Raw genomic sequence first — 12,852 nt, forward strand, 5'->3', positions numbered from 1 at the left:
TTTAACAAAATATCTGGAATAGTAACTATCATCATATCTATTTCTCCTCCCTTTTATAATTAATATCGGGAGGAAATAGATAATACTTAATACTTTAATTGTCAATTTGTTATAAAAAAACGCAAAAGTTTAGATAGTAAATTTGGGTAACTGTTCAGCCACAGAGGCACAGAGTTCACAGAGAATTAGAGAAATTAGCCATAAATGGACACGAATTAACCTCTGACATTCGATAAATGTAATGCGAACCTTTGTATGTGTTTAGCGTATTTATGCATTGGATACAAACCTGAAAGGTTTGAATTTTACATAACCGTAGGTAAAACCTACGGAAATGGACATTTACGATGTCTCTCAACCCTGAAAGGGTTGAATTTTAAACGAGGGATAAAATTCGACCCTTTCAGGGTCTCAGAGTGCATGTATGTGTTTCTTCCGTAGATTGCATCTACGGTTATGTGAAGTTTGACGCTTTCAGCGTCGGAAAAAAATATCGTCACGCTAAACACATACGAACCTTTAGGTTTGCTTTCCTGCTTGCCAGAAGCGAGGCTAAAGTCTCGCACTACAAATCTTTTTATTATTCGTGTTCATTCGTGGTTATATATTCCCTCTGTGTTCTCTGTGACTCTGTGGTTATATCCCGGAACGGTTACAAATTTGGAGAATAAAAAAATGGGTAATGAAGAGATAGAAAAACACCTGGAATTAGGTGAAGATTCTAAGTGGGAGTTTAAGTCAGAAATTTCACATCCCGATGACCTATCTTCTGAAATTGTCGCTATGGCAAACTCTGAAGGCGGAACTATCCTACTTGGTGTCTCTGATAAGGGAGAACCAACTGGTAACCTTGATGATAAGGAAACAATGAATACAGTGGTTGTCTCAATAGAAAATATCTCTCGGAATAATATAGAACCCGCTTTATTTCTTACCTGGGAAAAGATAAAGATAAATGGTCACACAATCCTGGCGATTAAAATTCCCAAAGGTCCAGATAGACCATACCGCACCAACAAAGGAGTCTATTATCTCCGTGTGGGGACAAGCAAAAAGATTATTAGTCGGGGAGAGTTAGCAAAGCTCTTTCAATCTACCGGCTTATTTTATCCTGATGAATCCCCGGTTTTAAATACGGACATCGCTGATATTGATAGTGATTATCTGAACAAAGCCTGGCCCGAATTAGTAAGCATACCTTTATCTAAAGCCAGACTCAAAGACTGTGGGATAATAAGCACTGATGAATCTGCTTTGACAATTGGTGGGCTTATCTGCTATGGCAAAGAACCACAAAAAAGGCTACCTTATGCCAGGATTACTGCCATCAGATTCCCGGAAGGAGATATTGAAGGTGGACATAGGTATCTTGAGAGGTTAGAGATTGAAGGCAGGATTGAAGACCAGGCAAAGGAAGCAACTATGTTTTTGACTCGTCATCTTGGAATAGTAGAAGAAATTTTGACATTTGCTTCGGAAACTCAAACCAGCCCTCCCAAACTCTTATTATCAGCCATTCAGGAAGGAATAATCAATGCCCTGGTTCACCGCGATTACACCCTTCCTTCCCAAATTAGACTCTTTGTCTTTGATGACAGGATAGAAATATTAAGTCCTGGCAGGTTGTTGAATACGGTAAATCTTTCAGAACTGAAACTTGGCTGTCATGCGGTTAGAAACCGTATCATCTTTGCCCATTGTCTGAGGCTGAAATTGGTTTATAATGTGGGATTGGGTATTCCAACAATGTTCAGGCTAACACTCAGGGCAGGTCTTCCTGAACCAGAAATAAGTCTTGTCGGCTCAGAATTTAGACTTGTCTTCAGGAGAAACGCTCATGTCCACAGCGCGGACACAAACGACGATGAAAATTAATGGGACGCAGATTTACAGGATTTACAAGATTTTAAAGAAAAGCCACTAATGCTCTGTCGCCATTCAAGTGATTGATTGGCCGTTGTCCCCCGCTGGCGGGGGTAGGGGGTGGATTCTTCTATTTCAGATTTCATATTCCACCCCCTTAATCCCCCGCCAGCGGGGAACATCAATTGAGTAGCGACAGAGCACTAAGGCACTATAAAAACATCAAGAAACTTTAAGGAAATAACTATAGAAATACAATAATAAAAAATTAATTTTAATCCTGTTCATCTGCGAAAATCTGCGTCCAATTTTACATTTTCAGGGGAAACGGGCATGACCTGCGGCTACCAGCCTTTCCGAGTCCCGAACCCCGAGTCCCGAGTCCCGATTTTCAGGAGAACAATAATGGAATGGTATGAAAGATTAGATGGATGGAATAAGATAAATGAAGGCGACCTGGTAACCATTGCCTTATTTAAGTTTGATATGGCAAAATCTACCCAGCTTGGAAAACAACTTGGTGCAGAAGAAAACAGAGATTGCCTTAAGAAATATCACGACCTGGTAGAATATATTCTAACCGGGTTTAATATCGCTCCCCAGCCATTTGAATTTCAAAAGGATGGGGCAACGGTCTATTTCCTTGGGGAAAATGCCGTCTCTGAGGCAGTTCGTGCCGGGAAAAAACTTCTTTCTGAGATAAGAAGGACTCTGGAATACGAGGTTCACATCAGAATTGGCATTGGTGTTGACGATGTGTATTTCAAGAAAAGACTGGGAGAGATTTCATCACATCAGTTTGACCTTGGAGGACATTCAGAAAAGGTTTGCCCCATCGATTCCCTTGTCTTAACCGAGGAGGCATATTTAGACCTTGATAGATTAGATAAAGGATTGGCAAGTGAGTTTGGCTTTCTTGGAACTACACTTGAGGATAAGTCACCTTTATTTGTCTATCCCAAAACTCGCCAGATAAACAAACCAGCTGAATTTTTTAAGCCAGAGGATGACCCATACTGCATTAAGGCACGGCTTATCAATTACTATAATACCCCATCATTTTGTCAATTTAGATTTGTGGGCATCCGTCAATTTGAAAAGGTAGGGTTAGCCCTGGAGATTCGTAAGGCTTATGTCCTTCTTAAAGCCCGTGCCTGGAAGGAAAGGGAAGAGATAGATGAAAGTAGAAAGATGAAAGATGAAAGAGAAAGGGAAGAAAGGGAAAGAAGACCTTTTCTAAGCGAAAAGACCTATCGCGAGACACCTATTCCCCTTGACGGACTTTTAAAGAAAGACAAAAATATTATTCTGCTTGGTGACCCCGGTTCTGGAAAGACAACCTTTCTTCGCTGGCTTAGCTTGATGTTTATAGATGGGGTAAGGAATATAAAAAGGCATCTGGGAATTGAGGAAAGCCTTATTCCCCTCTTTATCTCTGTAGGTAGATTCTTTAATTTGCGTTCAGAAAATCCAAACCTTGGATTACTTAATCTCCTTTCCCTCTATTTTTGTCCCTATGGCTGTGAGGGATTGGAAAAGATGCTTGAACCTCGATTAAATGATGGGCAGGTTATCTTTCTCTTTGATGGTCTGGATGAGCTCCCATCTGCCAATGAAAGAGAGATAGCAAGAAATCTGGTTGAACTCTATACCAGCCAATATTCAAAGAATAGATTCATCATCACCAGTAGAATTGTTGGCTATCCCGGGCTTTCTATCCCTAATTCCAGAGAGTATTGTCTGGAAGGACTTGATGAAGATGAGGCAACAAAATTGGCTTTTGCCTTTTACTTTAGTTTAGCCATTAAGGATGAAGAAAAAAAACCCCGGGCAAAGGAACTGGCAGAAGAGAAAAGCCATATCCTTATCTCATCATTAAAGGAGCGGGAAAACCTCCTTGCCTTTCTCCAGAACCCACTCTTACTTACCCTGTCTGCCATCTGCCACACAAATCTTGGCAAACTTCCCAAATATAGGGTTCGGCTATATGAGGTCGCCACCCAGACATTGGTTGATGCCTGGGCAAATGCAAGAAGACCTGAGAGTATAACAGAAAGAGAACACATTGACTATGAGGCAGAAGGACTGCGTGTCTTACCAGCCATTGCTCTCTGGATGCATCAGGAAAAACCAGCGGGATTGGTCAGAGAGGATGAACTTATAGAAAAGATTAAAGCCCTGCTTGGAAAAGGGGAATTTGATGCCAAAGAATTTATGAGGAGACTTGAAGCCGCAGGAAGCCTTTTAATAAATAGAGGAGAAAACCAATATGGCTTTATCCACCAAACATTCCAGGAGTATTTAGTGGCAAAACAAATGGTAAAATCAGTAAAAGATTCCTGGGAAGATTACATCTCTGAATTTCTTTACAACCCCCGCTATGAAGAAATATGGAGACTAATTGCAGGTGAGATTGGCATAATTGAAGGAAGCGGTGAGAAGGCAAGCCTTTATATAAAAAAGATTTACGAAGATACTGATGACATTAATGCACAAATCCTTAAGAAGAACCTTTTGCTCTCTGCCAAAGCCCTTTCAGATACCGTCTCTTATGATGAGGAGCTGAATAATGGGATTGTATCTGACCTCTTTAATGCCTGCATTAAGGATGAACCACCACCACCCAGAGAACAACTCTTCCTTGCCATCCGACAATTAAAAGGAAGGGAAGAAGGTGAAAGGCTTTGTGGCCTTCTGGTAGATAGACTGAAGGATTTTGATAGGGATGTTCGTTCTGCCGCAGCAGAGGCAATAGGGAATCTGGGGGATAAAAGTGCCCTCCCACAACTTATTCCTTTGTTGAGTGATGCTGTTGGGTATGTTCGTTCTGCCTCAGCAGAGGCAATAGGGATGTTGGGGGATAAAAGTGCCCTCCCACAACTTATTCCTTTGTTGAGTGATGCTAATTGGTTTGTTCGTTCTGCCGCAGTAGAGGCGATAGGGAAGTTGGGGGATAAAAGTGCCCTCCCACAACTTATTCCTTTGTTGAGTGATGCTGAGTGGGATGTTGTTCGTTCTGCCGCAGCCGAGGCAATAGGGAAGTTGGGGGATAAAAGTGTCCTCCCAAAACTTATTCCTTTGTTGAATGATGCTGATGGGTATGTTTGTTCTGCCGCAGCAAGGGCAATAGGGGAGTTGGGTGATAAAAGTGTCCTCCCAAAACTTATTCTTTTGTTGAAAGATGCTAAGTGGGATGTTCGTTCTGCCGCAGCAAGGGCAATAGGGAATGTGCGGGATAAAAGTGTCCTCCCACAACTTATTCCTTTGTTGAGTGATGCTGATGGGTATGTTCGTTCTGCCGCAGCAAGGGCAATAGGGAAGTTAGGTGATAAAAGTGCCCTCCCACAACTTATTCCTTTGTTGAGTGATGATGAGTGGTATGTTCGTTCTGCCGCAGCAGAGGCAATAGGGAAGTTAGGGGATAAAAGTGCCCTCCCACAACTTATTCCTTTGTTGAGTGATGCTGATGGGTATGTTTGTTCTGCCGCAGCAAGGGCAATAGGGGAGTTGGGTGATAAAAGTGTCCTCCCAAAACTTATTCTTTTGTTGAAAGATGCTAAGTGGGATGTTCGTTCTGCCGCAGCAAGGGCAATAGGGAAGTTGGGTGATAAAAGTGCCCTCCCACAACTTATTCCTTTGTTGAATGATGCTAAGTGGGATGTTCGTTCTGCCGCAGCAGAGGCAATCTGGAATCTCTCGCTGGTCTAATTCCAGGTTCATAAGAAGCGGAAATTTTCCTTATAGGGCTATTAACTGGAAGTCTACATAGGATAATACCCATAAATAAGGCATGAGAATAATCGTTCCGTTAGGAACATAATATCGGTAGGAATAGATAGACAAACCAATCAGTTCCGTAGATGGTAGAAAATTTATGGAAAACCATTTACCAATATATTGTCCCTATGGGACATTAATGAAGGATGAGGTAGAATTTTCGTAACCGTTCAGATAGTAATTCACCGCAGAGACGCAGAGGAACAGAGAAGAAATTGAAATAAATCAGACAACAGAAAAGATTATTGAGGCAATTATTGTCCTACATAGGACCTCAAAACCAAATTTGTTAATCAATCATGATATGTCGGTTTTCAAAAGCTTGCTCTGATGAAAATCCGTGATGGAATGAGGCATGTGGTAAATAGTTTTTAATTTTTTCTCTGCGTCTCTGTGTCTCTGCGGTGAACGGTTACTGGTCAACAATACATATTATACGAGGAGGTAAAAGGTATGAAAAAAATAATTGTATGTGGATTGCTTGTTCTGAGTTTATCAGGATGCATGGGAACAAAAGAAAAACCTGTTACGACTGAAGAAATTACTATGGCAGAATCAGGAATTAGTTCGTCAGGTAAATTGGAGTTTTCTAACGAAGAAGAGGTAAAAGGGTTGGAAATGAAGTCTGAAGAAAGTAAGAAGGAAATGGAAGAAATAGGGGTTATTGAGACTAAGTTTGGTAAAATGACTATCAGATTTTTCCCGCAAGATGCACCAGGTCATGTAGAAAACTTTAAAAAATTGGCTAAAGGAAGGTTTTACAATGAAACAACATTTCATCGGGTCATACCAGGGTTTATGATTCAAGGCGGAGACCCAAATAGTAAAGATGATGACCGAACTAATGATGGTATGGGTGGACCAGGTTATACAATTAAGGCAGAATTTAATAGCCTATCTCACAAAAGAGGTATCGTTTCTATGGCACGCAGTGCTCATCCGGATAGTGCCGGGTCTCAATTCTTTATCTGTGTTGCCCCAGCGACTTTCTTAGATGGACAATATACAGTATTTGGAGAGGTAATAAATGGGATGGATGTTGCGGATAAGATTGTCAATGTCCCACGGGATAGCAATGATAACCCAATAGAAAAAATACCAATGACCGTATCGATTATCAGTGTAAGCGTTCAGCCATAGAGGCACAGAGTTCACAGAGAATTAAGGAAATTAGCCATAAATGGACACGAATTAACCTCTGACATCCCATAAATGTAGTACGAACCTTTAGGTTCGTCTTTTGGCTTGCCACAAGCGAAGCTAACGCCTCGCACTACAAATCTTTTTGTATTTGTGTTCATTCGTGGTTATATATTTCCTCTGTGTTCTCTGTGACTCTGTGGCTATATCCTGAACGGTTACTTATCAGTAAATAAATGACTTGTGAATTAATTCTTAAAGCAAATTATATATTACCTATATTAAAGCCTTTAATTGAAGATGGAGCTATTCATATTAAAGATGGCACAATAATTGAATGTGCCAAATTTTCTAAAATCTCAAGTGCAGATAAAAAGATTGTAGAATTAAAGAATGCCTGTTTATTGCCTGGTTTTGTCAATGCGCATAGTCATCTTGAATTAACCAGTCTAAAAGGTAAAGTTCCGTATAAAGGGTCATTTATTCAATGGATTCGGGATATAATTGAAGCAAAAAATGTCTGGAATGAAAAGAATTACATAAGTTCTTTAAAGTTAAGTATTAAACAATTAGTCGAAAGTGGCACAACAACAATTGTAGATATTACGGCAAGTGGATTATCACCACAAATTTTATTAACCTCTAATTTACGAGGTAGAATTTATAAAGAGATAACTGGCTTTAAATTTGATTCAGTAAGTCAAATTATTACAGACTTAAAAAAATATCTATCAAATTTATCCCCAACAAATTTAATTGACTTTGGTGTAGCTCCACATGCACCTTATTCAGTTAGTCCAAAGTTACTTACAGAATTACTTAGTCTATCCAGAAATAATAACTTACCTCTGTCTATTCATCTATCTGAGGATAAAACAGAACTAAAATTTCTTATGAAAGGTAAAGGTGAAATAATAAATTTATTAAAAGAATTAAATGTTTGGGAAGATGAATGGAAGCAACCAGGACTGTCTTCAGTAAAATATTTAGATTCCATAGGGATATTGAATTCAAATATTATTGCTGTGCATCTAAATTGCATTAATGAAGAAGATTTAGAGATTTTAAAAAAAAGAAGGGTAGGAGTAGTTCATTGTCCTAAAAGTCATAAATTTTTTCAACGAGATGACTTCCCTATTCAAAAATTAATAGATAAAGGGATTATAATTGCTTTAGGAACAGATTCATTAGCCAGTAATGATTCATTAAATATGTTAGAGGAAATAAAGGAATTAAAAAGAAGATATAAAACCCTTTCTGCCGAAGGAATTCTTGAATTAGCTACGATAAATGGAGCAAAGATATTGGGACTTATGGATAAGATTGGAACTTTGCAACCAGGTAAAAAAGCGGATATAATTGCCTTGAGACTGCCTGAAGATTTAACTAAAGAGAAATTATATGAATTTATAGTAACAAATGCAAAAAAGGTTATATTAAATATGGTAGATGGGAACTTCTTAAGATTTGAAGTTTAGAAGTTATAAAGTTCTTAAGTTAAAAATTGGTAACTGGTAATTAGTGATTGGTAACTAATTATCAGTTACTAATTACTAAAGGTCCGTAAAATGAAAATAGCCATAAGTGGTAAAGGAGGCGTTGGCAAAACAACATTAAGTGTTTTGTTAGCCTCATTGTATGTTGAAGAAGGAAAAAAAACCTTATTAGTCGATGCAGACCCGGATAGTAATTTAGCCGCTTGTCTTGGACTTTCACAAGAAATAGTCAATCAAATTACGCCTATTTCTAAAATGAAAGCACTTATTGAAGAACGCACCGGGGCAAAATTAGACCAGACAGGAACTTTATTTAAAATAAACCCCCAGGTAAATGATATTCCTGATAGATTTAGTCTAAATTTTAATGGGATTAAACTTTTAATTATGGGGACTGTTGAAAAAGGTAAATCTGGTTGTATGTGTCCGGCTAATACCCTTCTTAAAAATTTAATGAAAGAACTCTTAGTTAAAAAAGATGAGGTAGTTATTTTAGACATGGAGGCAGGAATTGAACATTTAGGCAGAGCGACGGCAGGTAATGTTGATGTATTTTTAGTCGTAGTAGAACCTGGACTTAGAAGTATTCACACCGCTAAAAATATTCAAAGATTAGCCAGAGATATTGGAATTAAAAATGTCCTGATTGTGAGCAATAAGGTAAGAAATGAACAGGATTACAGTATCATCACCCAGGAGGTAAAACCTCTTGAAATTATTGGTTCTATTTCATATCATGAAGAATTAATCAAAGCCGACCTCATGGGAAAAGGTATATTACCTATCCCAAATCCAAAAATTAAAGAAGAGATAGAAAATATAAAGTATATGATAAAAAGAAGTGAAGAAAGAGGAGAAGAGAGTAACGGTAAAGATGGGATACAATTTTAGTAGCTGTTCACCGCACAGACACAGAGACGCAGAGAAAAAAATTAAAATCTATTCACCAGAGACAGAAATTTCCTTTTTTTGTGTGCCTTTCGGGTCTTTCGTTGTTTATTAATCTTCTAATACTTACTTTTAACTAACTGTTTTTAAGCCTTTTTAAACACCGAAAAACGCGATAAACACGAAAAAAAAGTAACCGTTCACCGCAGAGACACAGAGACGCAGAGAAAAAATTAAAATTTATTGATAACTATTCAGCCACAGATGGACACAGATGAAACACTGATTTTATTTTTTATCCGTGCTAATCCGTGTTAATCAGTGGCTGAATAGTTACTTTATTTCTATGTTTTCTCTGTTCCTCTGCGTCTCTGCGGTAAAGGATTACTTGAACGGTTACCAATTTTATTCTTCTTGAACGACTCTGAGAACCTCCTCTACGGTAGTTACTCCTCTTTGCACCTTTTGAAAACCATCTTCTTGCATAGTTTTCATTCCTGATTTAATAGCAAGTTCTTTTATTTTATGAGCATTAGTCTTTTGGAGTATTAATTCTTGTAATTCATCATTTATCAGCAGTAATTCAAATATACCTATTCTTCCTTTAAAGGCAGAGTAATTGCACTTTTCACAACCACGTCCTTTAAGAAGTGTTTTTGAATGAAACTCTTTGACTAATTCTGGAGCAGGGAGATATTCTTCCCTGCACTCCGGGCAAATAAGTCGAACAAGCCGCTGGGCTAATATTCCAATTACCGACGAGGAAATCAGAAAATCCTCAACTCCCATATCATGGAGTCGGGTAATAGCACTTGCGGCATCATTGGTATGTAATGTTGAGAAAACTAAATGGCCCGTCAAAGCCGCCTGAACAGCTACCTCAGCCGTCTCTAAATCCCTTATCTCACCAACCATCATAATATCCGGGTCTTGCCTTAACATTGACCGCAATCCTTGAGCAAACCCAAAGTTTATTTTAGGTTTTACCTGCAATTGATTTATTCGCTTTATTTGATACTCAACCGGGTCTTCAATGGTAATAATTTTTTTCTCAGTTGAATTAATGCGGTTTAATGTCGCATACAGGGTTGTGGTTTTACCTGAACCAGTAGGACCTGTAACTAAAATAATTCCATTTGGTCTATGGATTAATTTTTTAAATTGTTCAAGTATTGTTTCCTCAAATCCTAAGTCTTCTAATTCCAATAAAATACTTTCTTTTTCAAGTATTCTAAGAACTAAACTTTCGCCATAGAGTGTAGGTAATGTTGCGACACGAATATCAATTTGTTTGCCACCAACCTTAAGTTGTATTCGACCGTCTTGTGGTAATCTTCGTTCTGCAATGTTCATCTCAGCCATAAGTTTGATTCTTGAGATAATAGCCGGATAAAGCCATTTAGGTGGAGGAGCGGTATCATACAACACACCATCTATTCTATATCTCACCACCATTTCATCTTCAAAACATTCAATATGAATATCACTGGCTCTTTTTTTAATTGCCTCCATGATGATTAAGTTGACTAATTTAATCACCGGTGCCTCATGAGCCAAACTCTCTAAATCAGCAGTTGTTTCTTTATCCTGGTCACTAATTTTCTTCTCTTTAATCCCGGAGATAATATCTTCAACGGTCTGTGCACCTGTTCCATAATATTTTTGTAATGCCTGGTCTATCTCATCTTGTGAACTAAACACTACTTCTATTTTACATCCTAATAAAAGTCCAATATCATCAAGGATATGAATTTCTAATGGGTCTGCGGTAGCAATAGTCAAAGTGTTATTATCCATTTTAATCGGGATTAGTCGATACCTATTGACAAATTTTGCCGGTAATTTTTTAATTACTTCTTGAGGAATCTCAAGACTTAAAATATTTACTATTGGAATTTCATGTGTCAAATTCATTCTAAACCTTCTTTAAAAAATTGTAAGCGTTCAGGCTACACATCCGGTGTGTAAAAAGGGGGATAAAGAGATAAGGGAGATGTGGAGATTATAAATTAAAAGATTATGGTTATGAAGTTGGTATGGAAGCCTGCTCCTGACAGGCTCAGGAATTAGGTCAAGATGGTTCTAACTTCATAACCACTAAACCAAACCAGCCTCCTAACCCTAACCCTTTCACCAAGAACTCCTAAATATATCCTCTTATCTCCATAATCTCCATATCTCCTTTTCTTACACTACCTGAACGCTTACAAAAAATTTTTCTTGCTAATATAGCCTGATAATATTATAATATATTCAGGTGGTTATTGTCAACCACCTTTTGCAGAAAATTAAAAGTAGTAACAAGAGGTGAATAATGAAAATAGCGTATTTTGATTGTTTTTCTGGGATTAGTGGAGATATGATTTTGGGGGCTCTGGTTGATGCTGGATTGAATTTTGAGGATTTAAGAAACGAACTAAAAAAGATACCAGTAGCCGACTACGAAATCAAATATGAAAAGATGATTAAAAAAGGTATTGCTTGCACAAAAGTAGATGTAATTACTGCGAGTGAAATTGGCTCACCAGCAGAAATGATTGAATTGGTGGAAAAAAGCACATTAGAAGATGATATGAAACAGAAATCCAAAAAAATTCTCTATCGAATGGGAGAGGTTGAGGCGAAAGTTCATAGCATCTTAAAATCCAAAATAGAAGATGTGCATTTTCACGAGTTAAATTCTGTTGACACAATCATTGATGTTGTTGGAGCAGTTATTGGATTTAAAAAATTATGTATTGATGAAATTTATTCATCTCCTTTAAATGTGGGCAGTGGCATAATAAAAACTAAACATGGCATTCTTCCTGCACCTGGACCGGCGACTTGTGAATTGCTAAGAGGTATTCCTGTGTATTCAAGTGGAATAAAAGCCGAACTTACGACACCAACGGGTGCGGCAATTATCACAACATTAGCTACTGGATTTGGTCATTTACCCGCAATGAAGATTGAGACAATTGGCTATGGAAGTGGGAATTTTGAACTCGAGCAACAGAGTAATTTACTTAGAGTCCTAATCGGTGAATCTCAAAAAGATGAGTGTGAATCTGATATAATCTCTTTAATTGAAACAAATATTGATGATTTAAACCCACAGATTTATGAATATTGTTTTGAGCGATTATTTGAGGCAGGGGCATTGGATATTTATTTGACCCCAATTATAATGAAAAAGAACCGTTCTGGGATAATTTTATCAATCATTGCCCCGCTGGATAAAGTGGATGAACTGATTAATATCGTTTTTAAGGAAACAACTTCTATTGGTATCCGATTGCAGGAGATAAGACGGAAAAAAATCAAAAGGGAAATAATAGAAATAGAGACGGAATTAGGCAAGATGAAGGTCAAGAAAGTCATTTTTGAAGGCAAGGTTGAAATTATTCCTGAATATGAATCGTGCAAAAAGATTGCTATAGAAAAAGGAATTCCTTTAAAAAAAGTTTATTCAATAATAAACTCATCTGCAGATACGGGAAAGTATGGGACGCAAATAAACGCAGATTATCAGGATTTTTAAATATACATCCTGATAATCTACGAAAATCTGCGTCCCATAACCTATTTTCAGGAGAAACGGACATGAGCCAAGGCTCACAAAGGGCAATGAAAATGGGAGAAGGACAACCCCCTAACCCCCTTTATTAAGGGGGAATTGCTGAGAGTTTCTTTCTTCCCGAGTCCC

The 12,852-nt window shown here is 37.9% G+C and carries 8 protein-coding genes; 6 read left to right on the top strand and 2 right to left on the bottom strand.

Features of this window, described 5'->3' with window-relative positions:
• Positions 1 to 675: 675 nt before the first annotated feature.
• The 3 genes from AB1422_10750 (at position 676) to AB1422_10760 (ending at position 6,780) form a co-directional block, all read left to right on the top strand.
• On the top strand, positions 676 to 1,875 hold the full coding sequence (locus tag AB1422_10750) for an RNA-binding domain-containing protein (GenBank protein MEW6619795.1): 1,200 nt from the start codon (positions 676 to 678) through the stop codon (positions 1,873 to 1,875).
• A 393-nt stretch (positions 1,876 to 2,268) separates the two neighbouring features.
• Positions 2,269 to 5,571, top strand: a complete 3,303-nt coding sequence (locus AB1422_10755; protein MEW6619796.1) for a HEAT repeat domain-containing protein — start codon at positions 2,269 to 2,271, stop codon at positions 5,569 to 5,571.
• A gap of 714 nt (positions 5,572 to 6,285) precedes the next feature.
• Positions 6,286 to 6,780 carry a peptidylprolyl isomerase gene (locus AB1422_10760; protein ID MEW6619797.1) on the top strand — a complete coding sequence of 165 codons (495 nt, stop codon included), beginning with the start codon at positions 6,286 to 6,288 and terminating at the stop codon, positions 6,778 to 6,780.
• 11 nt (positions 6,781 to 6,791) lie between these two features.
• Here AB1422_10760 and AB1422_10765 read toward each other — a convergent pair whose 3' ends face one another.
• A complete protein-coding gene (locus AB1422_10765) occupies positions 6,792 to 6,941 on the bottom strand; it encodes a hypothetical protein (protein ID MEW6619798.1) in 150 nt (49 codons plus the stop codon).
• 75 nt (positions 6,942 to 7,016) lie between these two features.
• On the opposite strand from AB1422_10765, the gene AB1422_10770 reads away from it, so the two are divergent.
• Both AB1422_10770 and AB1422_10775 read left to right on the top strand, forming a co-directional pair.
• Positions 7,017 to 8,258, top strand: a complete 1,242-nt coding sequence (locus AB1422_10770) for an amidohydrolase family protein (protein ID MEW6619799.1) — start codon at positions 7,017 to 7,019, stop codon at positions 8,256 to 8,258.
• A gap of 90 nt (positions 8,259 to 8,348) precedes the next feature.
• On the top strand, positions 8,349 to 9,167 hold the full coding sequence (locus AB1422_10775) for an AAA family ATPase (GenBank protein ID MEW6619800.1): 819 nt from the start codon (positions 8,349 to 8,351) through the stop codon (positions 9,165 to 9,167).
• A 402-nt stretch (positions 9,168 to 9,569) separates the two neighbouring features.
• On the opposite strand, the gene gspE is transcribed toward AB1422_10775, so the two are convergent.
• On the bottom strand, positions 9,570 to 11,078 hold the full coding sequence (gene gspE, locus AB1422_10780; GenBank protein ID MEW6619801.1) for a type II secretion system ATPase GspE: 1,509 nt from the start codon (positions 11,076 to 11,078) through the stop codon (positions 9,570 to 9,572).
• A 400-nt stretch (positions 11,079 to 11,478) separates the two neighbouring features.
• Here gspE and larC point away from each other — a divergent pair, with 400 nt between their 5' ends.
• Positions 11,479 to 12,687, top strand: coding sequence for a nickel pincer cofactor biosynthesis protein LarC (gene larC, locus AB1422_10785; GenBank protein ID MEW6619802.1), 1,209 nt, complete (start codon positions 11,479 to 11,481; stop codon positions 12,685 to 12,687).
• Positions 12,688 to 12,852 lie beyond the last annotated feature (165 nt).

Source organism: bacterium (genome assembly GCA_040757115.1).
GTDB lineage: Bacteria > UBA9089 > CG2-30-40-21 > CG2-30-40-21 > SBAY01 > JBFLXS01.

Coding starts and splice junctions, on each gene's coding strand:
- gspE (MEW6619801.1), bottom strand. CDS start 11,078: ATGAATTTGACACATGAAATTCCAATAGTAAATATTTTAAGTCTTGAG.
- AB1422_10770 (MEW6619799.1), top strand. CDS start 7,017: ATGACTTGTGAATTAATTCTTAAAGCAAATTATATATTACCTATATTA.
- AB1422_10760 (MEW6619797.1), top strand. CDS start 6,286: ATGGAAGAAATAGGGGTTATTGAGACTAAGTTTGGTAAAATGACTATC.
- AB1422_10750 (MEW6619795.1), top strand. CDS start 676: ATGGGTAATGAAGAGATAGAAAAACACCTGGAATTAGGTGAAGATTCT.
- AB1422_10755 (MEW6619796.1), top strand. CDS start 2,269: ATGGAATGGTATGAAAGATTAGATGGATGGAATAAGATAAATGAAGGC.
- AB1422_10765 (MEW6619798.1), bottom strand. CDS start 6,941: ATGAACACAAATACAAAAAGATTTGTAGTGCGAGGCGTTAGCTTCGCT.
- larC (MEW6619802.1), top strand. CDS start 11,479: ATGAAAATAGCGTATTTTGATTGTTTTTCTGGGATTAGTGGAGATATG.
- AB1422_10775 (MEW6619800.1), top strand. CDS start 8,349: ATGAAAATAGCCATAAGTGGTAAAGGAGGCGTTGGCAAAACAACATTA.